The 22,226-nt window shown below is 71.5% G+C and carries 19 protein-coding genes and 1 tRNA gene; 14 read left to right on the plus strand and 6 right to left on the minus strand.

The window, feature by feature from the left end:
* Positions 1 to 150 precede the first annotated feature (150 nt).
* The 3 genes from otsB to G6039_RS08215 form a co-directional block, all read right to left on the minus strand.
* On the minus strand, positions 151 to 3,402 hold the full coding sequence (otsB, locus tag G6039_RS08205) for a trehalose-phosphatase (protein ID WP_043798982.1): 3,252 nt from the start codon (positions 3,400 to 3,402) through the stop codon (positions 151 to 153).
* Between the two features lie 121 nt (positions 3,403 to 3,523).
* On the minus strand, positions 3,524 to 3,805 hold the full coding sequence (locus tag G6039_RS08210) for a hypothetical protein (protein WP_043798979.1): 282 nt from the start codon (positions 3,803 to 3,805) through the stop codon (positions 3,524 to 3,526).
* Positions 3,806 to 3,946: 141 nt separating this feature from the next.
* Positions 3,947 to 4,114 (minus strand): hypothetical protein, encoded by a 168-nt coding sequence (locus tag G6039_RS08215; protein WP_006946627.1) that lies wholly within the window; start codon positions 4,112 to 4,114, stop codon positions 3,947 to 3,949.
* Between the two features lie 100 nt (positions 4,115 to 4,214).
* Here G6039_RS08215 and G6039_RS08220 point away from each other — a divergent pair, with 100 nt between their 5' ends.
* Both G6039_RS08220 and G6039_RS08225 read left to right on the plus strand, forming a co-directional pair.
* Entirely contained in the window at positions 4,215 to 4,745 is a 531-nt protein-coding gene (locus tag G6039_RS08220) for an NUDIX hydrolase (RefSeq protein ID WP_043798978.1), read from the plus strand.
* Positions 4,742 to 5,611, plus strand: a complete 870-nt coding sequence (locus G6039_RS08225) for an SDR family NAD(P)-dependent oxidoreductase (protein WP_043798976.1) — start codon at positions 4,742 to 4,744, stop codon at positions 5,609 to 5,611. Before G6039_RS08220 ends, G6039_RS08225 begins: the two co-directional genes overlap by 4 nt.
* Before the next feature lie 152 nt (positions 5,612 to 5,763).
* Here the strand turns inward: G6039_RS08225 and G6039_RS08230 are convergent.
* Positions 5,764 to 5,837 (minus strand) — tRNA-Arg (locus G6039_RS08230).
* 35 nt (positions 5,838 to 5,872) lie between these two features.
* Positions 5,873 to 6,595 (minus strand): dienelactone hydrolase family protein, encoded by a 723-nt coding sequence (locus tag G6039_RS08235; protein WP_006946624.1) that lies wholly within the window; start codon positions 6,593 to 6,595, stop codon positions 5,873 to 5,875.
* Positions 6,596 to 6,715: 120 nt separating this feature from the next.
* Between G6039_RS08235 and G6039_RS08240 the strand changes: the two genes are divergently transcribed.
* Genes G6039_RS08240 through G6039_RS08270 form a run of 7 tightly spaced genes read left to right on the plus strand, consistent with a single transcriptional unit; the run spans position 6,716 to position 15,567 of the window.
* Positions 6,716 to 7,597, plus strand: coding sequence for an FAD binding domain-containing protein (locus G6039_RS08240; protein WP_006946623.1), 882 nt, complete (start codon positions 6,716 to 6,718; stop codon positions 7,595 to 7,597).
* A gap of 4 nt (positions 7,598 to 7,601) precedes the next feature.
* A complete protein-coding gene (locus G6039_RS08245; RefSeq protein WP_006946620.1) occupies positions 7,602 to 8,081 on the plus strand; it encodes a (2Fe-2S)-binding protein in 480 nt (159 codons plus the stop codon).
* A complete protein-coding gene (locus G6039_RS08250; RefSeq protein WP_043798973.1) occupies positions 8,078 to 10,474 on the plus strand; it encodes an aerobic carbon-monoxide dehydrogenase large subunit in 2,397 nt (798 codons plus the stop codon). Before G6039_RS08245 ends, G6039_RS08250 begins: the two co-directional genes overlap by 4 nt.
* A gap of 28 nt (positions 10,475 to 10,502) precedes the next feature.
* Positions 10,503 to 11,390, plus strand: coding sequence for an XdhC family protein (locus tag G6039_RS08255; protein ID WP_043798971.1), 888 nt, complete (start codon positions 10,503 to 10,505; stop codon positions 11,388 to 11,390).
* A 25-nt stretch (positions 11,391 to 11,415) separates the two neighbouring features.
* Positions 11,416 to 12,285 (plus strand): AAA family ATPase, encoded by an 870-nt coding sequence (locus tag G6039_RS08260; RefSeq protein ID WP_006946617.1) that lies wholly within the window; start codon positions 11,416 to 11,418, stop codon positions 12,283 to 12,285.
* Positions 12,282 to 13,502: a vWA domain-containing protein gene (locus G6039_RS08265; RefSeq protein ID WP_051446033.1), complete on the plus strand. Its 1,221-nt coding sequence runs from the start codon at positions 12,282 to 12,284 to the stop codon at positions 13,500 to 13,502. The genes G6039_RS08260 and G6039_RS08265 overlap by 4 nt, the downstream gene beginning before the upstream one ends.
* A gap of 31 nt (positions 13,503 to 13,533) precedes the next feature.
* Entirely contained in the window at positions 13,534 to 15,567 is a 2,034-nt protein-coding gene (locus G6039_RS08270) for a cytochrome c oxidase assembly protein (RefSeq protein ID WP_006930510.1), read from the plus strand.
* On the opposite strand, the gene G6039_RS08275 is transcribed toward G6039_RS08270, so the two are convergent.
* Positions 15,564 to 16,397, minus strand: coding sequence for a tryptophan-rich sensory protein (locus G6039_RS08275; protein WP_043798969.1), 834 nt, complete (start codon positions 16,395 to 16,397; stop codon positions 15,564 to 15,566). The two genes, G6039_RS08270 and G6039_RS08275, sit on opposite strands and share 4 nt — an antisense overlap.
* 98 nt (positions 16,398 to 16,495) lie before the next feature.
* On the opposite strand from G6039_RS08275, the gene G6039_RS08280 reads away from it, so the two are divergent.
* The 5 genes from G6039_RS08280 (at position 16,496) to G6039_RS08300 (ending at position 22,132) form a co-directional block, all read left to right on the plus strand.
* Positions 16,496 to 17,623: an alpha/beta hydrolase family protein gene (locus G6039_RS08280; protein WP_043798966.1), complete on the plus strand. Its 1,128-nt coding sequence runs from the start codon at positions 16,496 to 16,498 to the stop codon at positions 17,621 to 17,623.
* 74 nt (positions 17,624 to 17,697) lie between these two features.
* The gene (locus G6039_RS08285) at positions 17,698 to 18,762 is read left to right on the plus strand and encodes a lipase family protein (RefSeq protein ID WP_051446034.1); all 1,065 of its coding nucleotides are present in this window, start codon (positions 17,698 to 17,700) and stop codon (positions 18,760 to 18,762) included.
* A gap of 78 nt (positions 18,763 to 18,840) precedes the next feature.
* Positions 18,841 to 19,968, plus strand: a complete 1,128-nt coding sequence (locus tag G6039_RS08290) for a lipase family protein (RefSeq protein ID WP_029543063.1) — start codon at positions 18,841 to 18,843, stop codon at positions 19,966 to 19,968.
* Positions 19,969 to 20,049: 81 nt separating this feature from the next.
* Positions 20,050 to 21,723, plus strand: coding sequence for an energy-dependent translational throttle protein EttA (ettA, locus tag G6039_RS08295; RefSeq protein ID WP_043798964.1), 1,674 nt, complete (start codon positions 20,050 to 20,052; stop codon positions 21,721 to 21,723).
* On the plus strand, positions 21,716 to 22,132 hold the full coding sequence (locus G6039_RS08300) for an acyl-CoA thioesterase (protein WP_006930526.1): 417 nt from the start codon (positions 21,716 to 21,718) through the stop codon (positions 22,130 to 22,132). The genes ettA and G6039_RS08300 overlap by 8 nt, the downstream gene beginning before the upstream one ends.
* Positions 22,133 to 22,226 lie beyond the last annotated feature (94 nt).

Consider the following 22,226-nt stretch of genomic DNA (forward strand, 5'->3'; position numbering starts at 1 on the left):
CACGGCCCGCGGAAACGGGCCCCCTCTCATCGTGAACCGCGGAACCGTGCTCGTTCCAGGGCCGTAGGTCCCCAGCGACGCCGCACGGGCGATGCCGACGCGGCGAAGGCCCGACGTCCTGCCCTCGGTCGCGGGTTCGTCGTCGTCGCACTAGCTCAGGCGAACCGTGCCTCCCGGGTGCAGTTGGGCGACCCGGCCGCGGCATTCGATCTCGATCGGCGCCTGCATCCCGGGACCGGCGCTCACCTGCACCTCTGTGCCGCTGATGCGCAGGCGAAGGCGGTGCCCCCGGTAGAAGATCGGGAATTCGAGGGCACCGAGTGGTTCGGGCCACTGCGGGGCGAACACGAGCCGGTCGCCCCGGGTCTCGAGGCCGGGGACGCACCGCTGCAACAGATCGACGCTGCCGGCCATGGCCGCCAGGTGGATGCCCTCCATCGTGGTGCCGCCCTGGATATCGGCGATGTCGGCTTTCAGCGCCTGGTAGAAGAAGTCGACGGCCTCGTCCCGGTGGGCGCGTGCCAGCACCCAGGAATGGACGACCCCGCTCAGGGTGGAACCGTGCGACGTTCGCGCCATGTAGTAGTCGATGGTCCGCGGGATGTCCTCGTTCGGGAACCGGTAGCCGAGCCGTTCGAGCAGTTCCCGCAGTTCGTCGGAGGACAGCAGATAGAACAGCATCAGCACGTCGGCCTGCTTCGACGCCTGGTAGCGGTTGACGTCGTCGCCCTCGGCCTCGAGGATCCGGTCGAGGCGCTGGATGTCGCCGTAGCGCCGCCGGTAGCCGTCCCAGTCCAGTTCGGCGAGGCGTTCGTACCCCTCGAACTGGCTGAGGACACGATCGTGGAACGGGACGAACATTCTGCGGGTGACGTCCTCCCAGCGCGCCGTCTCCTGCGCGTGCAGCCCCAGGGCCTGGGTCAGGTACGAGCGGATCTGCAGCGGGATCAGCTCGAGCGCCTCGAGGGCGCGCAGGATCACCCAGACCGACATGACGTTGGTGTACGCGTTGTTGTCGATTCCGTCGTACGGTGCGTCGGGGTAGCCGGAATGGAACTCGTCGGGGCCGATGACGCCGCGGATGCTGTACCGTCCGCGTTCCTCGTCGTAGGACGCGAGATCGGCGTAGAAGCGGGCGATCTCCACGAGCATCTCGGCGCCGTACTCGATCAGGAACTCCAGGTCGCCGGTCACCTGGTAGTACTGCCACACGTTGTGGGCGATCGCGATGCCGGTGTGGTGCTGGCGCCGGCTGGGGTCCGGGTTCCAGCGGCCGGATCTGGGATTGAGGTGCAGTTGCGGGCTCTCCTCGCGGCCGTCGCTGCCCGACTGCCACGGGAACATCACACCGCGGTGACCGGCTTCGCGCGCCATCCGGCGGGCCTCCCGCAGGCGGCGGTAGCGGTAGCGCAGCAACGACCGGGTCAGCGTGGGCAGCCGCAGGTTCAGCACCGGGAACACGAACAGCTCGTCCCAGAAGACGTGCCCGCGGTACGCCTCGCCGTGCAACCCCCGTGCCGGCACGCCCACGTCGAGGTCGGCGGTGTTCGCGGAGACCGTCTGCAGCAGGTGCAGAAGATGGAACCGGAGGACTCGCAGGGCGTGGCCGTGGCCCGGACCCTCGTACTCGATGCCCAGGTGGTCCCACAGATATCCCCAGGCGAGCACATGGCCGTCGAGCAGTTCGTCGAACCGGCCCAGCCGGGGAAGCCAGCGGGCGGCTTCGTCGGCCGGCTCGGAGACCGCCTGATCGCGCCCGGTGAACACCGCCACCATCTTCTCCAGCGTCACGGGCCGGTCCGTCTCGACGTCGACGGTGATGTCGTGTCCGATCCGATCGTCGCCGTCGACCAGCCGGTACTCGCCGGCAACGGGCTCCCCGTCGCACCACACCGTGTTCCGGGCCGCCATCGCCACCGGTATCCGCGACTGGTTGGTCTGCACCGCCAGCAGCACCGAGTCGACGGACAGCGCGGTGGCTTGCAGCGGCTCGAGGTGCTGGTCGGCGAGGTCGCGATAGCGCTCGACGAGGGAGTTCCGGACCGCGCCGTCCAGCAGCGAGCGGATCTCGAGCCGGCCCGACCAGTCTTCGGCCACGATCGTCGTCTCGAGGGCGCAGGCGTGCGGCAGATGCATGGCAACCAGGCGCCGCTGCCGCACCGACGTGGTGCGCCCCGCCGCGTCGCGGAATCGGAACCGCCGGATGAGGACGGCGCGGCGGAGGTCGAGGTATTGGCGGTAGTCGAGCAGCTCTGCGGTGTCGAGGTCGAACCACTGCCCGCCGTCGACCCGGAAGGTCACCGGCAACCAGTTCGGCAGGTTCACCAGGCTCTCGTGGTCGATGGCACTCCCCGCCACCTCGTCCTGGAGACGGTTGAAGATGCCGGCCACATAGGTGCCGGGGTAGTGCACGCCGTCCGCGCGGGATTCGGGCGCGCAGCCTCGGGTGGCGAAGAAGCCGTTCCCGACGGTGCAGAGGGCCTCGCGCAGCTTCTCGGTGAGCGGGTCGTAGCCCTCGAAGAACATCGTCCAGGCGTCGTCCGGGGGCGGCGCGATCCCCGGGTCGCTGCCGAGCAGATCCGCCAGCCGCTCCAGTAGCTCACGAACCCGGTCCGGACCGTCGACCGCGAATTGTGCCGTCGACCGCCGATCGCCTTCCTCGCTGTAGCGCACGACGATGCCGATCCCGGTCGATGTCAGGGTGCCGAACGCGTCGTCGTCGGTGAGGTCGTCGCCGATGTAGACCGGCATCGGGTCCTCTGCGCCGCGGAGGTGCTCGAGCACCCAGGCCACCGCCCGCCCCTTGTCCCAGTCCACATCGGGGCGGAGCTCGGTGACCTTGCGTCCGCTCGTGACGCGGAGCCGGCCGTCCCGGTCGGCCGCATCGTGCACCGCTGCGACGACCTCCTCGATCCGGTCCTCGGCGACGTTGCGGTGATGAACTGCCACGGCGAAACGCTTGTGCTCCACCAGAACGCCGGGCACGCCGGCCAGGCGGTCCCGCAGGGCGCCGGCGATTCGATCGAGGTCGGGCACCGCGGGGACGGCGGCATCGTTCCGGTGGTACTCGCCGTCCGGCCCGACGAGTTCGAAACCGTGGTTACCCGCATACCAGAGTCCGGGCACGCCGACCCGTGCCTGCACGTCGGTCACGTCGCGGCCGCTGATCACGCCGACGGGGCAGTAGCGGGCCAGCCGGGCAAGCTCTTTCGCCGCGCCCTCGACCAGGGTGGCAGCGGTGGGATCGTTCACGAGGTGGGCGAGGGTGCCGTCGAAGTCCAGGAACACGGCGTAGCGCCGGGTGCGCAGGATGGCGGTGGCCTGGTGACGAGATGCCAAGGCGTCCGGGATTTCCGACAGCCGGCGCTCGCGGGGGCGCGGTTCGACCGTGGGGGTGGTCATCGGCTCGGCTCGGATGATGAGTGCATGGCAGTCTGTCCCTCCGCACCGTTGCAGGACAGGCCCACAAGGGGTTCCCCATTCTATGACGGGACCGGCGGCGTGCAGTCCGTTTCGGTGCAGGCTACGACCAGGTCCTCGGGTTGAAGACGACGTAGAACCAGGCGTTCGTCGTAGGGTCCCACGAACAGGACACGAGGACGACGGCGCCGAGGGACCGATCGAACGCCTCGGCCTTGGGGCAGACGGCGTCGCCGTCCGGTCCGGCGAACTCGGCGCGGTAGAGCGGACCGATGCGCCACGGCGCGGCGGCGGCCGTTCCGGCTCCCACGGTGGCCCCCAGGACGATCGGGGCGACGACGAGACCGGCGAGTGCTGCGGCCCTGTGGGCGACGTTCTTCGACACGAGGACTCCTTCGGCGTGGGAACGGTCCGGGCGCCGGCACACCGTCGCGACCCTGAACTCTGCCGAAGCCCGCTCTCGATGATCACCGGTGGGTGCCCGGCGCGCAGGCGTTCGCACGAACCGGTACGTATGTCTCCGGTCTCAGTCCTCCAACCGCTCGGCCTCCTCGATCGCCGCCTGCAGCTGGTCCAGCAGTGCCTTCGCCTGCACGATGTCGAGGGCGACGCCGAGGCCTTCCGGCAGGTCGAGCACGACACCGGGTCCGTTCGCGCGGGCGGTGACGGGATGGTCGCCGGTCGTATCGGTCATCGAGAGTCCTTCCGGTTCGGGGGCGCGCTTGCCGGGTCTCAGTGTGCCCGGAAGAACTACCGTGTGGGGCGGGAGCGTACGGCGACGGGAAGGGGGAGCGATGGCAGTGACCAGCGCCGGCCTTCTGCTGTACCGGATCGACGCCGACGGCGTGCTCGAGGTGTGGATCGTGCACCCGGGCGGGCCGTACTGGGTCGGCAAGGACGAGGCGGTCTGGTCGATCCCCAAGGGGGTCTACGGCGACGACGAAGACCCGTTCGCCGTGGCCTTGCGAGAGTTCGAGGAAGAATGCGGGATGCCCGCGCCCCAGGTGAACTACGAGATGCTCGGGCGGTTCAAGCAGCCCTCCGGCAAGATCGTCACCGTCTACGCCGGTGAGACCGCCGACGATCTGGCCTTCGTCGGCAGCAACACCTTCGACCTGGAGTGGCCGCCGCGGTCCGGAAAGGTGCAGAGCTTTCCCGAGGTGGACGACGCTCGCTGGTTTCCGCCCGCCGTCGCGGCCATCAAGCTCGTGAAGGGGCAACGCCCGATCCTCGCCCGGCTCGGCGAGCGCGTGCACGCTGCCGGCCGGTCGTTCGCGTCCGGTCCGCCGGTGCCCGGTGCAGGAACGGAAGAACCGGGCACATGAGCAAGACCGTGCTCGTCACCGGAGGAGGGCGGGGGCTCGGCCGGGCCACGGCCGAGAAGCTCGCCGCTCGGGGACATCGCGTCCTGCTCACCGCGCGAACCCGCGCTGCCGCGGAGGACGCAACCGAAGCGATACAGCGGACGGATCCCGACGCTCGGGTCGAGCCGCGCTGGGTCGATCTGTCTTCTCTGGAGCAGGTCCGGTTCTTCGGCGTCGCGGAAGCCGAGCGGGGCGAACCGATCGACGTGCTGCTGCATGTCGCCGGCATCCTGCAGACGAGCAAGGAACGCCGGCTCACCGTCGACGGGCACGAGGAGACCCTCGCCGTCAACGTCCTGGCTCCGTTCCTGCTCACCGCCCTGCTCCTGCCCGCACTCGAGCGCAGCCCGTCGGCGCGTGTGGTCACCGTCGGCTCGCGGCTGCACCTGCCCGGCTCCCGCGGAGCGCCGGTGGACTTCGACTTCGCCGACGTCCAGCTCGAGCACGGCTACAACCCCGAGCGGGCATACAAGAATTCCAAGCTGGCGGTGATGTGGTTCACCTACGAGCTCCAGCGCCGCCTCGCCGGGCGGCCGATCACTGCGAACGCCGTGTGTCCCGGTTTCGTGCCCACCACCGCTGCTGCGAGCACCCGCGGTCTGATGCGGCTGTTCATGGCGCACGTGTTGCCGCACATGCCCTTCGCCACGTCCGTCGATGCGGCCACCGATTCGCTGGTGTTCACGGCGGTCGACCCGTCGCTCGACGGGGTGGGCGGAAAGTTCTTCGGCGAGTGTCACGAAATCGACTCCAGCGCGCAGTCCCACGACGTTGCCCAGGCCGGACGTTTCTGGACGATCGCCGAACATCTCACCGGTCTCGCCTGACCTGTCGCGCCGATGGTGGGACGTGGCCGGCCCCGCGAGGACGCGAGATCTCCGTGCAGTGCTTACGGGCGCTGAGTGGAGTGTGGTGCGCCTTCGTCGATCTTGTTCGAACCCTGCAGGCGCACCCCGGCCGGAGGCCGGCAGTGTCCCAGTGCCCCCGGCAGGACTCGAACCTGCGACCTAGAGATTAGAAGGCTCTTGCTCTATCCAGCTGAGCTACGGAGGCGCGGCCAGAATCTTAACCGTTCGCCGCGGCGGCTCTCACGGGCGGCCCGCGGCGAGGGTCTGCGCCATGAAGTTCAGCGCCTGCGGCCACGACAGGGCGTACGCGTCGGCGTTGACAGGGTTGCCGTGCCGGGCGCGGGTGCTGAAGCCGTGTTCGGCGCCGGGGTAGACGTGCACGATCGTCGCGCCCGAGGTGCGGGACAGCAGCGACCGCTGCAGGTCGGCGAACACGTCGGCCGTCATGATCGTGTCGGCGCCGGCGTGCAGCACCATCACCGGTGCGGCGATGCGCGCGGCGTCGGCGACGGTGTCGTGAGTGTGGTTCGCGGCCGGGACGGCCGGGATCGACGGATGGTAGGCGATCACGTTCGCAAGCCGCTCGTCGCGCGCGCCGGCGAGCAGCGCGAGGCGCCCGCCGAGGCAATAACCGAGCACGCCGACGCGTTCGGCGCCGAGCTCGCCCAGCAGGTGGTCGGTCAGCCCGCGGATCTCGGCGAGCGCGGCATCGTCGTCGAGGCCGTTCATGAGTTCGTAGAGGCGTTCCCTCGGGGTGTCGTCGGCGTTCGGGCCGTGGAACGGATCCCACACCAGCGCGGTGATCCCGGTGGCTGCGATGTCCTCGGCGTACTCGCGCACCTGCGCGCCGATTCCGGTGATCATCGGCAGCAGCACCATGCCCACGCCGCTGCCGTCCCGGGGAGCCGCGAGGTAGCCCTGCAGCGGCCCGACCGCGACGACGGAGGTGCGGATCTCGTTCATTCGGGCAGACGTCCTTCCGGCCGGGTGATTGCGTCCGAATCTATCGGGCGGCGAATCCGCCCGTCGCGCCGCAAGCGCGGGCATACACTCCGTAGGTAGCTGAAATGTGAGGTATGCCACATGCAAGTACCTTCGGCTTTCGAATACGAGCGCGCCACCGGCATCGATCACGCCATCGCACTCCTCGACGAACGCGGCGAGGAAGCCCGGGTCGTCGCGGGCGGGCACAGTCTCCTGCCGATGATGAAACTGCGGCTCGCCGCCCCCGAATGCCTGATCGACATCAACGACCTGGCCGGCGAGCTCGGCTACATCGCCGTCGAGCCCGACGTCGTGCGGATCGGCGCGCTGGCGCGGCACCGCGAACTCCTCGAAAGCGAGGCGCTCGCCGAGATCTTCCCGATCTTCCGCGACGCCGAACGGGTCATCGCCGATCCCGTCGTGCGCAACCGCGGCACGATCGGCGGGTCGCTGTGCCAGGCCGACCCCGCCGAAGACCTGTCCACCGTGTGCGACGTCCTCGACGCCTCGGTCGTGCTGCGCGGTCCGCACGGCAGCCGGACGCTGACGATGGACGAGTTCCATCTCGGCCCCTACGAGACGACCGCCGCCCCCAACGAACTGCTCGTCGAGGTCCGGCTGCCGCGACGGGGCCGCGGGTCGAGCGCCTACGCCAAGGTCGAGCGACGAACGGGGGACTGGGCGATCGCCGCGGCCGGCGCCGCCGTGTGGATGGGCGACGGGGCCATCGACGACGCCCGCGTCGGTCTCACCGCGCTCCGGGCGGACCCGCAAGCTTTGGCCGGCATCTCCGACCGGCTGCGCGGCGCGACACCGTCCGAGGACCTCTACCGCGAGGCCGGCGAACTCGCCGCCGCCGCCAGCGACCCGGTCGCGGACCAGCGCGGCACCGTCGACTACAAACGCCACCTCGCCGCGGAGCTCACGGTGCGCACCCTGCGGCGCGCCGTCGAGCGGCTCACCACCTCCGAAAGGGGTTGACCCGATGCGTGTTTCGATGACCGTCAACGGTGACGAGGTCAGTGCCGAGGTGGAACCGCGGCTGCTGCTCGTCCACTTCCTGCGCGATCACCTCGGCCTGACCGGCACGCACTGGGGCTGCGATACCAGCAATTGCGGCACCTGCGTCGTCGCGGTCGACGGCGAGCCCGTCAAGTCGTGCACCATGCTCGCCGTCATGGCGAGCGGCCACGACGTGCGCACGGTCGAGGGACTCGAGCGCGACGGCGTGCTCGACCCCGTGCAGGAGGGATTCATGCGCTGCCACGGGTTGCAGTGCGGCTTCTGCACCCCCGGCATGATGATCACCGCCCGGGCCCTGCTCGACCGCAACCCGGACCCCGACGAGCAGACCATCCGCGAGGCGATCTCCGGGCAGATCTGCCGCTGCACCGGCTACACCACCATCGTGCGGTCCATCCGCTGGGCCGCCGAGCACCCCGTCACCGAGAAGGCGCCGTCATGACCGCCGTCGACCCCACCCCCGAGCTGCTCGACACCGTCGACAACGACAAGAAGCCGTGCGGTCACGGGCGCATGCTGCGCAAGGAGGACCCGCGCTTCATCCGCGGCCACGGCCGCTTCGTCGACGACGTGCAGCTGCCGGGCATGCTGCACCTGGCGATCCTGCGCTCACCCGTGGCCCACGCGAAGATCCTCGGCATCGACACCACCGCCGCGCAGGCCCACCCGAAGGTGAGGGCCGTCGTCACCGGCGCCGACCTCGCGGACAAGGGCCTGGCATGGATGCCGACCCTGTCCAACGACGTCCAGGCCGTCCTCGCCACCGACAAGGTTCGCTTCCAGGGCCAGGAGGTCGCCTTCGTCGTCGCCGACGACCGCTACTCGGCGCGCGACGCCCTCGAGCTCATCGACGTCGAGTACGACATCCTCGACCCGGTCGTCGACGTCCGCCGCGCGCTCGCGCCCGAGGCGCCCGTGATCCGCACCGACCTCGAGGGCAAGACCGACAATCACTGCTTCGACTGGGAAACGGGGGACGCCGCCGCCACCGAGGCCGCGTTCGCGAAGGCCGACGTGATCGCCCGGCAGGAGATGGTCTATCCCCGCGTGCACCCGGCGCCCATGGAAACCTGTGGCGCCGTGGCCGATTACGACCGTATCAGCGGCAAGCTCACGCTCTGGTCGACCAGTCAGGCGCCGCACGCCCACCGCACCCTCTACGCCCTCGTCGCCGGTCTGCCCGAACACAAGATCCGGGTGATCGCCCCGGACATCGGCGGCGGGTTCGGCAACAAGGTGCCCATCTATCCCGGGTACGTCTGCGCGATCGTCGCCTCGCTCGTGACCGGCAAGCCGGTCAAGTGGATGGAGGACCGCAGCGAGAACCTGGTGAGCACCGGCTTCGCGCGCGACTACGTGATGGTCGGCGAGATCGCCGCGACCCGGGAGGGAAAGATCCTCGCGATCCGCACCCAGGTCCTCGCCGACCACGGCGCGTTCAACGGCACCGCCGCCCCGGTGAAGTACCCGGCCGGGTTCTTCGGGGTGTTCACCGGCAGCTACGACATCGAGGCCGCCTACTGTCACATGACCGCCGTCTACACCAACAAGGCGCCCGGCGGCGTGGCCTACGCGTGCTCGTTCCGCATCACCGAGGCCGTCTACCTCGTCGAGCGGCTCGTGGACTGCCTCGCCTACGACCTCGAGCTGGATCCGGTGCAGCTGCGGCTGCGGAATCTGCTTCGCCCCGAACAGTTCCCGTACACGAGCAAGACCGGTTGGAAATACGACTCCGGCGACTACGAAACCACCCTGCGCAAGGCCGTGGAGATGGTCGGCTACGACGAACTGCGCCGCGAGCAGGCCGAACGCCGCGCGCGTGGCGAGCTGATGGGCATCGGCGTGGCGTTCTTCACCGAGGCCGTCGGCGCCGGCCCCCGCAAGGACATGGACATCCTCGGCCTCGGCATGGCCGACGGCTGCGAACTGCGCGTGCACCCCACCGGCAAGGCGGTGGTGCGACTGTCGGTACAGACCCAGGGGCAGGGCCACGAGACCACGTTCGCGCAGATCGTCGCCGAGGAACTGGGCATCCCACCCGAGGACATCGACGTCGTGCACGGTGACACCGACAACACCCCGTTCGGTCTCGGCACGTACGGCAGCCGGTCCACCCCGGTCTCCGGCGCGGCCGCCGCCCTCGTCGCCCGCAAGGTGCGCGACAAGGCCCGGATCATCGCCTCCGGCATGCTCGAGGTGTCCGTCGCCGACCTCGACTGGGTCAAGGGCGCCTTCCACGTCAAGGGCGATCCGACCGCGTCGGTGACCATTCAGGACATCGCGATGCGGGCGCACGGCGCCGGCGATCTGCCCGAGGGCGTCGAGGGCGGACTCGAGGCGCAGATCTGCTACAACCCCGAGAATCTCACCTACCCGTACGGGGCGTACTTCTGCGTCGTCGACATCGATCCCGGGACGGCGGAGGTGACGGTGCGCCGGTTCCTCGCCGTCGACGACTGCGGCACCCGCATCAACCCGATGATCATCGAGGGGCAGGTGCACGGCGGGATCGTCGACGGCATCGGCATGGCACTGATGGAGATGATCGAGTTCGACGAGGACGGCAACTGCCTCGGCGGCTCGCTCATGGACTACCTGATCCCGACGGCGATGGAGGTGCCCCACTTCGAGACCGGCTTCACCGTCACCCCGTCGCCGCACCACCCGATCGGCGCGAAGGGCATCGGCGAGTCCGCGACCGTCGGCTCGCCGCCCGCCGTGGTCAACGCCGTCGTCGACGCCCTGCGCCCCTTCGGGGTGCGGCACGCCGACATGCCGCTGACTCCGTCGCGGGTGTGGGAGGCGATGCAGGGCCGGCCCACCCCGCCGATCTGACCGACCGGCCCGAACCAGGGAGAGCCACATGGATCTGACGGTGCGCGCCGCGGAACTGACCCGCCGGCGACGGGCGTTCGTCCGCGCCACGGTGGTGCGCGCCCAGCGGCCGACGTCCGCCCACGCCGGCGACTGCGCGCTGGTGCTCGACGACGGCACGATCGAGGGCTTCGTCGGCGGCCAGTGCACCGAGACCTCGGTGCGCGACGCCGCGCGGCAGGCCCTGAACACGGGGGAGAGCATCCTGCTGCGGGTCCTGCCCGGCGCGACGCAGACCTTCCCGGACACTCCGGGGGCGACCGTCGCGGTCAACCCGTGCCTGTCCGGCGGCGCGACGGAGATCTTCCTCGAGCCGCAACTGCCCACCCCGATCCTCGTCGTCTCCGGGTCGACGCCGGTGGCCGAGGCCGTCGCGGACATCGCCGCGCGGCTCGACTTCGCCGTCACCCGCCCCGGCCCGGGCGCCGCCCCCGACGCCGACGCCACCGCCGTCGTCGTCGCGAGCCTCGGCGGCGAGGAGGCCGGGATGATCCGGGCCGCCCTCGACGCCGGCATCGGCTACGTCGGCCTCGTCGCCAGCCGGCGGCGCGGCGCCGACGTGCTCGCGCAGGCCGAGGTGCGCCCCGACGAACGGGCCCGCGTGCACACCCCCGCGGGTCTCGACATCGGTGCGCGCACCGCCGCGGAGATCGGGCTGTCGATCGTCGCCGAACTGGTGCAGGCGATCCGCCGCGAGAGCCTCGGTGCGCCCGTCGCGCCGGCCGCGCCGCCGCACACCGCGGTGGACCCCGTGTGCGGGATGACCGTCACCGTCACCGCCGACACCCCGCACCTGACCGACGCCGGCGCGGACGTGTGGTTCTGCTGCCCGGGCTGCCGCCGCACCTACCAGAAGGAACACGCCGCGTGTTCGTGACGGGACCGGCCCCGGGAGCCGGCCGATGAGCGTGTTCGGCGGCGTCGACGACGTCATCCGCCGGTTCGACGACCAGGACTACCTGCTCGACGAGGGCACCGCCACCGCCCTGTATCTCGCGGTGGAGCTCGGCCGGCCGCTGCTGCTCGAGGGCGAGCCCGGCGTCGGCAAGACCACCGCCGCCAAGGCCCTCGCCGCCGCCGTGGGCACCGAGCTGATCCGGCTGCAGTGCTACGAGGGCCTCGCCGCGAGCGAGGCCCTCTACGACTGGAACTACCAGCGGCAACTGCTCGCGATCCGGCTCGCCGAGACCCGGGGTGAGAGTCTGAGCGAGGCCGACCTCTACACCGAGGAGTTCCTGCTCGAGCGGCCGGTGCTGCGCTGCGTGCGGCACCGCGGCCCCACCGCGCCGGTACTGCTCATAGACGAGATCGACCGGGCCGACGACGAGTTCGAGGCGCTGCTGCTCGAGTTCCTCGGCGAGTTCTCCGTCACGATCCCCGAACTGGGCACCCTCACCGCCGCGCGGCCCCCGATCGTCGTGCTCACCTCCAACCGCAGCCGAGACCTGCACGACGCTCTGCGCCGGCGCTGCCTCTACCACTGGATCGACTATCCGGACCGGGACCGCGCCGTCGCGATCCTGCGCCGCACCGTCCCCGCTGCGAACCTCGCGCTCGTCGAATCGGCCGCCGACTTCGTCGCCTCCGTGCGCCGGCTGGACCTGGACAAGGCGCCGGGCATCGCCGAGACCATCGACTGGGTGTCCGCGCTTGTCGCGCTCGGGGTGGGGGATCTGGTCCACCCGGGCGCGGTGGCGACGCTGACCGCGCTCGCCAAGACCCCCGACGACCGGACCACGATCCGTGCCGAGTACGAGGAGTACCGGGCGTGAGCACCGCGCTGCTGCTGCGCGGCGTCGACCTCGCCGCGTTCACCGTGGCGCTCACCGACCGGTTGCGCCGCGCCGGCGTGCCCGTCGCCGCGACCGCCGCCGCGACCTTGGTGCGGGCGCTGCGGCTGTACCCGCCGCGCACCCGCAGCCGGCTGTACTGGACCGCGCGGGTGGCCCTCGTCGATCGGCAGGACGCGCTCGCGGCGTTCGACGCCGTGTTCGCCGAGGTCTTCGACCACCAGGTCCTCGCCGTCGACCCGCACGCCCGCCGCACCGGCCCCGACGGGACGGTCGGTGCCGGCGACGCCGTCGTGCAGGGTGCGGCGCCGAACCCGGCGCCGGCGTCGCCGCAGCCGGGCGTGCCGTGGCACACCCGCAGGCCGCGCCGGTCCGGCGAACCGCCCGAGACGGTCCGGCCCGGGCCGTGGGCCCCGAGCCCCGTCGAGATCCGCGCCGACCAGCCGTTCGCAGACCTGCGGCCCGAGGACCTGCGCACCCTGGGACAGTGGCTCGAGCAGGCCCGGGTGCGCTGGCCGCGGCGCCTCGGCCGCCGCCGCACGCCGCACCACCACGGCCGCCTCGACGTGCGCGCCACCCTCGACGCGTCCCGGCACACCGGGTTCGAACTGGTGCGCCTGCGCCGCGCCCGCCCGATCCGCCGTCCGCGCCGGATCGTGGTGCTGTGCGACGTGAGCCGCTCCATGCACGGCTATGCCGACATCTACCTGCACCTGATGCGGGCCGCGGTGCGCGCCGGCGACGCCGAGGTGTTCGCGTTCTCCACGAGCCTGACCCGGCTCACCGCGACCCTGGCGCACCGCTCCGCCGAGCACGCGGTCGCCCGCGCCAACGACACGGTCGTCGACCGCTACGGCGGCACCCACATCGCCGGCAGCCTCGAGGCGTTGCTCGCCTCCCACCACGGCAACCTGCTGCGCGGCGCCGTCGTGTTCGTCGCCTCCGACGGGTGGGACAGCGACGATCCGCAGGCCCTCGGCCGGGCCGTCGCGCGGGTGCGCCGCCGCGCGCACCGGCTGATCTGGCTGAACCCGCGGGCCGGCCGGCCCGGGTACCGTCCCGAGACCGGGCCGATGGCGGCGGCGCTGCCGCACTGCGACGCCCTGCTGGCGGCCGACACCCTCGATGCCCTGCGCGCGGTGTTCGATCTCGACCCGGCCGCCGGCCGGGTGGCGCACGTCTCCGACGGCCCGTCGTAGCGGCGCTCGTCGAGGTCCTACCCTGTTAGGTATGGCATCACCCGAGCTCGCGTCGGCCGCGCCGACGTCCTCGCCGCCGGCCGGGCGGCGCAACACGTCGGCACTGTACGTCCTCCTCGGGCTCGTCGCCGCGGTCGTCGCGCCGATCGTGGTCGGCCTGTCCGCCGCGCAGGCGCTGGTGCTGCTGGGCATCCCCGACCCCGGTCCGCTCACTACCTACGGGCTGCCCGCGGTGCGGGCGATCGCGGAGGTCGCGGCCGTCGCCGCGGTCGGTTCGCTGTTCTTCGCCGCGTTCCTGGTGCCGCCGCAGCGCAGCGGGGTGCTCGACGTGGACGGCTACCGGGCCGTGCGCACCGCGGGCGCCGCCGCCCTGATCTGGGCGTTCTGCTCGGCGGTGCTGGTGCCGCTGACCCTGTCCGACACATCCGGACAGCCGCTGGCCGAGGCGCTGAAGCCGGAGAACCTGTGGGGTGCGATCGGGCAGATCGACACCGCGCTCGCGTGGGCGTGGACGGCGGCGCTCGCCCTGATCCTGGCGGTGCTGATCCGCGCCGCGGTGCGCTGGTCGTGGGTGCCGTACCTGCTGCTGCTGTCCCTGGTGACGCTGATGCCGCTGGCCCTGACGGGGCACTCGTCGTCGGGCGGATCGCACGACATGGCCACCAACAGCCTGGTGCTGCACCTGGTCGCGGCGGCGGTGTGGGCGGGCGGCCTGTTCGCCCTGCTCGCCCACGGGTGGCGCCGCGGCGCGCACACCGACCTCGCCGCCCGCCGGTTCTCGTTCGTCGCCGGGGTGGCCTTCGCGGTGATGGCCCTGAGCGGCATCGTCAACGCCGCGGTGCGGCTGCCGGCCGACGAGTTGCTCACCAGCACCTACGGCCGGCTCGTCCTGGCCAAGGCGCTGGCGCTGATCGCCCTGGGCGCCCTCGGATGGATGCAGCGGCGCCGCGCGCTGCCCGCGCTCGAGGCGAACCCCGACGACCGGGGCGCGCTCGTCCGGTTCGCGGCGGTCGAGGCCGTCATCCTGGCCGCCACCGTCGGACTGGCCGTGGGGCTGGGCCGTACCCCGCCGCCCCCGCCGGCGACGGTGCCGTCGCTGCTCGAGGTGGAGCTGGGCTACAACCTGGACGGCCCCCCGACGGTCGGCACCCTCTTCTTCGGCGCGTGGCGCTTCGACCTGATCTTCGGCACGATCGCCCTGGTTCTCGCGGTCGGCTACGCGATCGGGCTGTGGACGCTGCGCCGGCGCGGCGACAGCTGGCCCGTCGGCCGGTCGATCGCCTGGTTCTCCGGCTGCTTCGTGCTGCTGGTCGCCACGTCGTCGGGCGTGGGCATGTACTCGCCGGCGATGTTCAGCGTGCACATGGGCGCCCACATGGCGATGTCGATGCTGGCGCCCGTGCTGCTCGCCCTCGGCGGGGCGATGACCCTGGCGCTGCGGGCCTTCAAACCGGCGGGCCGCGACGGTTACCCCGGCCCGCGTGAATGGCTCCTGGCGTTCCTGCACAGCCCGCCGTCGCGGTTCTTCACCCATCCGGTCGTCGCGTCGGTGATGTTCGTCGGCGGCTTCTACGCGCTGTACCTGGGCGGGATCTTCGAGGCCAACGCCGACAGTCACGCCGCGCACGTGCTGATGAACCTGCACTTCCTGATGAGCGGCTACCTGTTCTACTGGGTCGTGATCGGCGTGGACCCGTCGCCGCGCGACGTGACGCCGGTGACGAAGCTGGCAATGGTGTTCGGCTCGCTGCCGTTCCACGCGTTCTTCGGTGTGACCCTGATGAGCATGGGCACGGTGATGGCCGAGTCCTACTACCGCGGTCTCGGCCTGGCCTGGAACAGCGACCTGTTCGCCGACCAGAAGGTGGGCGGCAGCATCGCCTGGTCGGCCGGGGAGATCCCGCTGGTGCTGGTGATGCTGGCCCTGCTGGTGCAGTGGTCGCGCAGCGACGAGCGCACCGCGCGACGGGTGGACCGCGCCGCCGAGCGGGACGACGACGCCGATCTCGCCGCCCACAACGCGATGTTCGCCGAGCTGGCGCGGCGGGACCGCGAGGGCCACTAGGGTCGCCGGCGCTGCGCGGTCTCGGTGCGCAGTCGCACGCCGACCGCGGAGAGCAGCGCGACGGCCGCCGCGCCGCCGGCCGCGACGGCGGCCGGGGTGGAGGTGAAGCCGGTGTCGCCGCTGCGGGCCACCGCGATCCACACCAGCCCCCACGCCATGGCCGCGGCGACGGCGAGCCGCCCGTGCCCGGCGACGGCGAGGAGCACCGACACCGCGGCGACCACGACCAGGACGAGCACCGCCCAGGTGTCGGCGCCCAGCGCGAACGGGTCGACCTCCGCGGCGCGCAGCGCCGCCGCGGTGTTCGCGACCGTGGCCACCGCCACCCAGCCCAGGTACAGGAACATGGTGCCGTCCACGACGACGCCCTCGAGGCGGGACGACGGCGCGGTGCGGGTCAGGCCGAGGAAGATCCGGACCAGCACGGCCAGCAGCGCGGCGATGACCGCGACGCTGACCGCGAGCAGTTCGAGCTGCACGACGAGGATCCACGCGGCGTTGAGCAGCATCGACGCGGCGATCCACCAGCCGAGCGCCCGCTGGCGGGGATCGGCGTGGTGCGCGGGCAGCGCCTGCCACACCGCCAGCGCCAGCAGACCCGCGTAGATCACCGACCAGATCGCGAACGCCGGACCGCCTGGCGCCACCGCCGTCGCATCGGCCGAGAGTGCCCCGTCGGCCACCTCGGAGATCGGTGTGCCCACCACGGCCCCGGAACCGAGGAAGGACAGAGCGACCGCGGCGATCGCCGACACGGCGACGCCTGCGACGCGGAGCCGGTCGGAGGAGGTGGCCTGGGGTCGCGTCGAGCTCGCCGGGGAAGTCGTCATCCCCGGAAGATGCCCGGCGTCGCCGTGTCCGAAACGTCCCGTCCGTTCGGGCTCGGCTGTTAACTTGAGCGCCTGGCACCGACGACGGAAGGAGCGCGATGAGGGGTACGGGGTGGCGGCTGCGGGCGCTCGCGTGCATCGGCGCCGTGGCGGCCGGGCTGGTCGTGCCCGCGACGGCCGGCGCGCAGCCCGCGCCCGGCGAGGTGGTCGCGGTCGAGTCACTGCCCGGTGCGCTGTCGGTGCCGGGTGCGGCCACGGCCGAGCGGCTGACCTTCCACACCCAGTGGCGGTCCGGTGCGGAGACCACCGCGTCGGGTGTCCTGTACCTGCCGCCCGGCCAGGCCCCCGCGGGCGGCTGGCCGGTCGTGTCGTGGGCGCACGGCACCGTCGGCATCGGCGACGACTGCGCCCCGTCGCGCAACCCGCGCAGCGACCGCGACCGGTCGTACCTCGGGCACTGGTTGTCCCAGGGCTACGCCGTGGTCGCCTCCGACTATCCCGGCCTGGGCGGCGACGGCCTGCACACGTATCTCGACGGGCCGAGCGCCGCGAACAGCATCGTCGACGTCGTCCGCGCCGCCCGCGCCGCCGAGCCCTCGCTGTCGAACCGGTGGATCGTGATCGGCCAGTCGCAGGGCGGTCACGCCGCCCTGCACACCGCGCGCCTGGCCACGACGCGGGCGCCGGAGCTCGACTTCCGCGGCATGATCGCCACCGGCGCGCCGTCGAACCTCGAGACGGTGTTCCCGTTCGGCGGTCCCGGCTTTCCGGATCTGGGCCTGGACGGCACCACCGTGTTCCTGTCCTACGTCCTGGCCGGCCTGCGGGTCGCGCGGCCCGACCTGGACGTGAACAGCTACCTCACCCCGGTCGGGCGGGACGTCGTCGACGACGCCGAACGGCTCTGCTACGCCGACCTCGGCGACCGCGTCCGCGGCATCGGCGTGGGGGAGATCCTCGCCCGCCCGCTCGGCAACGACCGCATGCGTGCCGCGCTCGCCGACTACATGGGGGTGCCCACCCGCGGCTACGATCGGCCGCTGTTCCTCGGTCAGGGGCTGCGGGATCAGGTCGTGCCGGCGCCGCTGTCGTTCAAGCTCGTCGCCGACCTGTGGTCCGGGGGCACGAACGTCGACTACCGCACCTACCCCAACGGGCATTCCGAGACCATGTTCGACGCCCTGCCGGCCACCACGCCGTTCGCGGCGACATTGCTCGGCAGGTAGAGCAGAGGGGTTGCGCCGTGAGCAGGTGGGGAGTGCGCCGGTCGCTGTGGGCGGCCTGCGCGTCGGTGGCCGTGATGTGCCCGGCCGTCGCGGTCGCCGAACCCGTGCCCGGCGCGGTGATGTCGGTGGAACCGTTGCCGGCCGAACTCTCCGTGCCCGGTGCCGTGGTCGCCGAGCGGCTCACCTACCGGACCCAGTGGCGGTCCGGCGTCGCCGCCGTCGGCACGGGGGTGCTGTTCCTGCCGCCGGGTGAGGCACCCGACGGAGGCTGGCCGGTCGTGTCGTGGGCGCACGGCACCGTCGGCATCGGCGACGACTGTGCGCCGTCGCGCAACCGGCGCATCGAACGGGAGCGGCGGTATCTCGCGCACTGGCTGTCGCAGGGCTACGCGGTGGTGGCCGCCGACTATCCCGGCCTCGGTACCGAGGGCCTGCACACGTATCTCGACGGGCCCACCGCCGCGAACAGCATCGTCGACGTCGTCCGGGCCGCCCGGGCCGCCGAGCCGTCGCTGTCGCAGCGGTGGGTGGTCGTCGGCCAGTCGCAGGGCGGGCACGCGGCGCTGCACACCGCGCGCCGGGCCACGGCGCGCGCGCCGGAGCTCGACTTCCGCGGCGCGGTCGCCACCGGTGCGCCGTCCAACCTCGAGCTGCTGTTCCCGTTCGGGGTGCCCGGCTTCCCCGACCTCGACCTCGACGGGCTCGTCTCGTTCAGCGCCTACATCATGGCCGGGCTGCGGGCGGCACGCCCCGACCTCGACGTGAACAGCTACCTCACGCCCGTCGGACGCGATCTCGTCGACGCCGCCGAGTACCTCTGCTATGGGGATCTCGAGGACCGCGCCGCCGACGTGGATGTGGGGCAGTTGCTGTCCCGGCCGCTGGGCGACGACCGGATGCGGGCCGCGCTCGCCGACTACCTCGGTGTCCCGACCCGCGGTTACGACCGGCCGCTGTTCGTCGGCCAGGGATTGCGGGACCGGATGGTTCCCGCGCCGCTGTCGTTCAAGCTCGTCGCCGACCTGTGGGCCGGTAGCGCCGACGTCGACTACCGCACCTATCCGGACGACCACTTCGCCACCCTCTTCGCCGCGCTCCCGGACACGACACCGTTCGTGGCCGCCCGATTCGTCCGGTAACGCGGGACGGCCGGCGACCGACGTGCGAGGTGGCGCATGCCGACGATCGGCACGCCCCTCGGACGAGCGGAGGACTTCATGGGCCGGAACAGACGGTGGCGACGGGCGCTGGGCGCGATCGGCGCGGTGCTGGCGGGCGTGCTCGCCCCGTCCGTCGCGGCCGCCGACCCCGCGCCGGGCGCGATCGTGTCGGTCGAGCCGCTGCCGGCCGAGATGTCGGTGCCGGGTGCCGCGGTCGCCGAGCGGCTCACCTACCGCACCGAGTGGCGCTCCGGCGCTCCGGCCGTCGGCACCGGCGTGCTGTTCCTCCCGCCGGGGCCGGCCCCGGCGGGCGGCTGGCCGGTGGTGTCCTACGCGCACGGCACCGTCGGCATCGCCGACGGCTGCGCCCCGTCGCGGCACCCGTGGTCCGATCTCGAGCGTCCGTACCTCGAGCATTGGCTCGCCCAGGGCTATGCCGTCGTCGCGGCCGACTATCCGGGCCTGGGCACCGAGGGCGTCCACCCGTATCTCGACGGGCAGAGCGCCGCCAACAGCGTCGTCGACATCGTGCGCGCGGGCCGTGCCGCCGAGCCGTCGCTGTCGCAGCGCTGGGTCGTCGTCGGCCAGTCCCAGGGCGGGCACGCGGCGCTGCACACCGCGCACCGGGCCTCGTCGCGGGCCCCGGAGCTCGACTTCCGCGGCACCGTCACCACCGGGGCGCCGTCCAACCTCGAGCAGCTGTTTCCCATGGGCGGACCCGGATTCCCGGATCCGGGCTTCGAGGGTCTGGTGGCCTTCAGTTCCTACATCTTCGCCGGGCTCCGCGCCGCCCAGCCCGACCTGGACGTGAACAGCTACCTGACCCCGACCGGGCGGAAGTTCGTCGACGCGGCCGAACAGCTCTGCTACAACGAGCTGAACGCGCTCGCCGACGGGGTGCGGGTGGGTGAGCTGGCGGCGCTGCCGCTGTCCGCGGGCCGGTTCCCCGCCGTATTCGCCGACTACCTCGGCGTCCCGACGAGCGGGTACGACCGGCCGGTGTTCCTCGCCCAGGGCATCCACGACACGATGGTTCCGGCGCCGCTGTCGGCCAAACTCGCAGCCGACCTGCGGGCGGGGGGCGCCGACGCCGACTACCGGGTGTACGTGGCCGGGCACAACACGACCATGACCCGGTCCCTGCCCGACACCACCCCGTTCGTGGCGCGGCTGTTCGGGTCGTAGCCGGCCCGCTCCCGGGTCCCGCCGGGCGGGCCCGGTCGTCCGGGATGTGGGTTCTGCGGGTCCGCCCGATACGCTGGACCTATGGCGGAGTTCATTTACACGATGAAGAAGGTGCGCAAGGCGCACGGTGACAAGGTCATTCTCGACGACGTCACCATGAGCTTCTACCCGGGTGCCAAGATCGGTGTGGTCGGACCGAACGGCGCGGGCAAGTCGTCCATCCTCAAGATCATGGCCGGGTTGGACCAGCCCAGCAACGGCGAGGCCTTCCTCGACCCGGAAGCCTCCGTCGGCATCCTGCTGCAGGAACCGCCGCTCAACGAGGAGAAGACCGTCCGCGGCAACGTGGAGGAGGGTCTCGGCGAGATCAAGGTCAGGCTCGACCGGTTCAACGAGATCGCCGAGCTGATGGCGACCGACTACTCCGACGAGCTGATGGAGGAGATGGGCAAGCTCCAGGAGGAACTCGACCACGCCAACGCCTGGGACATCGACTCGCAGCTCGAGCAGGCCATGGATGCCCTGCGCTGCCCGCCGCCGGACGAGCCGGTCACCCACCTCTCCGGCGGTGAGCGCCGCCGCGTCGCCCTGTGCAAGCTGCTGCTGAGCAAGCCCGACCTGTTGCTGCTCGACGAGCCCACCAACCACCTCGACGCCGAGTCGGTGCTGTGGCTCGAGCAGTTCCTCGCGAGCTACCCGGGCGCCGTCCTCGCCGTCACCCACGACCGGTACTTCCTCGATCACGTCGCGCAGTGGATCTGCGAGGTCGACCGCGGCAAGCTGCACCCGTACGAGGGCAACTACTCCACCTACCTGGAGAAGAAGGCCGAGCGCCTCGAGGTGCAGGGCAAGAAGGACCAGAAGCTGCAGAAGCGCCTCCGGGAGGAGCTCGAGTGGGTCCGGTCCGGCGCCAAGGCGCGCCAGACCAAGAGCAAGGCCCGTCTGGCCCGCTACGAGGAGATGGCCGCCGAGGCCGAGAAGTTCCGCAAGCTGGACTTCGAGGAGATCCAGATCCCGACACCGCCGCGCCTGGGCGACGTCGTGGTCGAGGTCGACCACCTCGACAAGGGATTCGAAGGCCGCGTGCTGATCAAGGACCTGTCGTTCACGCTGCCGCGCAACGGCATCGTCGGCGTGATCGGTCCCAACGGCGTCGGCAAGACCACCCTGTTCAAGACCATCGTCGGCCTCGAGAAGCCCGACTCGGGCACCGTGAAGGTCGGCGACACCGTCAGGCTGAGCTACGTCGACCAGTCCCGCGCGAACATCGACCCCAACAAGACGGTGTGGGAGGTGGTTTCGGACGGACTCGACTACATCGAGGTCGGCCAGAACGAGATGCCCTCGCGTGCGTATGTCAGCGCCTTCGGGTTCAAGGGCCCGGACCAGCAGAAGAAGGCCGAGGTGCTCTCCGGTGGTGAGCGCAACCGCCTGAACCTGGCACTGACCCTCAAGGAGGGCGGCAACCTGATCCTGCTCGACGAGCCGACCAACGACCTCGACGTCGAAACCCTGAGCTCGCTCGAGAACGCGCTGCAGAAGTTCCCCGGCTGTGCCGTCGTGATCTCCCACGACCGCTGGTTCCTCGACCGCACCTGCACCCACATCCTCGCGTGGGAAGGCAACGTCGAGGAGGGCAAGTGGTTCTGGTTCGAGGGCAACTTCGAATCGTACGAGGCCAACAAGGTCGAGCGGCTCGGGGCGGAGGCGGCGCGTCCGCACCGCGTCACCCATCGGAAGCTCACCCGTGACTGAGCCGGGGCAGAAGACCTTCACCTGCACGCTGGAGGTCCGCTGGGCCGACTCCGACCGTCTCGGGCACGTGAACAACACGAAGTTCGTGGAGTACATGCAGGAGGCCCGGATCAAGTTCCTGCAGAGCGGACCGTTCGCGCGCGGCGCCGTGGTGGTGCGAAAGATGGACGTGGAGTTCCTGCGCCCGCTCAAGGACGACTCCGGCCCGATCACCGTCGCCATCTCGGTCCTGCACGTGGGCAACAGCTCGTACACCCTGCGGCACGTGATCACCGACGTGCAGGGCAATCCGTGCGGTTCCGGGGACGCCGTCCTCGTCGGGTTCGACCCGCACACGGAGTCCTCCCGGCCGCTCACCGCCGAGGAGCGGGCGGTCCTCGAGGACTACGTCGCCGCGACGGTCGGCTGACCACCCCGGCCCGGGATTCCCCCCTCACACCCAGCGCCGCGGATAGGCTCGAACCAGAGCCTGTCCGCGGCGCTGCCGGTTTGCGGTGGCGAAT

Source organism: Rhodococcus aetherivorans, assembly GCF_011058165.1.
Lineage (GTDB): Bacteria > Actinomycetota > Actinomycetes > Mycobacteriales > Mycobacteriaceae > Rhodococcus > Rhodococcus aetherivorans.

Coding starts and splice junctions, on each gene's coding strand:
- otsB (WP_043798982.1), bottom strand. CDS start 3,402: ATGACCACCCCCACGGTCGAACCGCGCCCCCGCGAGCGCCGGCTGTCG.
- G6039_RS08215 (WP_006946627.1), bottom strand. CDS start 4,114: ATGACCGATACGACCGGCGACCATCCCGTCACCGCCCGCGCGAACGGA.
- G6039_RS08220 (WP_043798978.1), top strand. CDS start 4,215: ATGGCAGTGACCAGCGCCGGCCTTCTGCTGTACCGGATCGACGCCGAC.
- G6039_RS08225 (WP_043798976.1), top strand. CDS start 4,742: ATGAGCAAGACCGTGCTCGTCACCGGAGGAGGGCGGGGGCTCGGCCGG.
- G6039_RS08235 (WP_006946624.1), bottom strand. CDS start 6,595: ATGAACGAGATCCGCACCTCCGTCGTCGCGGTCGGGCCGCTGCAGGGC.
- G6039_RS08240 (WP_006946623.1), top strand. CDS start 6,716: ATGCAAGTACCTTCGGCTTTCGAATACGAGCGCGCCACCGGCATCGAT.
- G6039_RS08245 (WP_006946620.1), top strand. CDS start 7,602: ATGCGTGTTTCGATGACCGTCAACGGTGACGAGGTCAGTGCCGAGGTG.
- G6039_RS08250 (WP_043798973.1), top strand. CDS start 8,078: ATGACCGCCGTCGACCCCACCCCCGAGCTGCTCGACACCGTCGACAAC.
- G6039_RS08255 (WP_043798971.1), top strand. CDS start 10,503: ATGGATCTGACGGTGCGCGCCGCGGAACTGACCCGCCGGCGACGGGCG.
- G6039_RS08260 (WP_006946617.1), top strand. CDS start 11,416: ATGAGCGTGTTCGGCGGCGTCGACGACGTCATCCGCCGGTTCGACGAC.
- G6039_RS08270 (WP_006930510.1), top strand. CDS start 13,534: ATGGCATCACCCGAGCTCGCGTCGGCCGCGCCGACGTCCTCGCCGCCG.
- G6039_RS08275 (WP_043798969.1), bottom strand. CDS start 16,397: ATGACGACTTCCCCGGCGAGCTCGACGCGACCCCAGGCCACCTCCTCC.
- G6039_RS08280 (WP_043798966.1), top strand. CDS start 16,496: ATGAGGGGTACGGGGTGGCGGCTGCGGGCGCTCGCGTGCATCGGCGCC.
- G6039_RS08285 (WP_051446034.1), top strand. CDS start 17,698: ATGTGCCCGGCCGTCGCGGTCGCCGAACCCGTGCCCGGCGCGGTGATG.
- G6039_RS08290 (WP_029543063.1), top strand. CDS start 18,841: ATGGGCCGGAACAGACGGTGGCGACGGGCGCTGGGCGCGATCGGCGCG.
- ettA (WP_043798964.1), top strand. CDS start 20,050: ATGGCGGAGTTCATTTACACGATGAAGAAGGTGCGCAAGGCGCACGGT.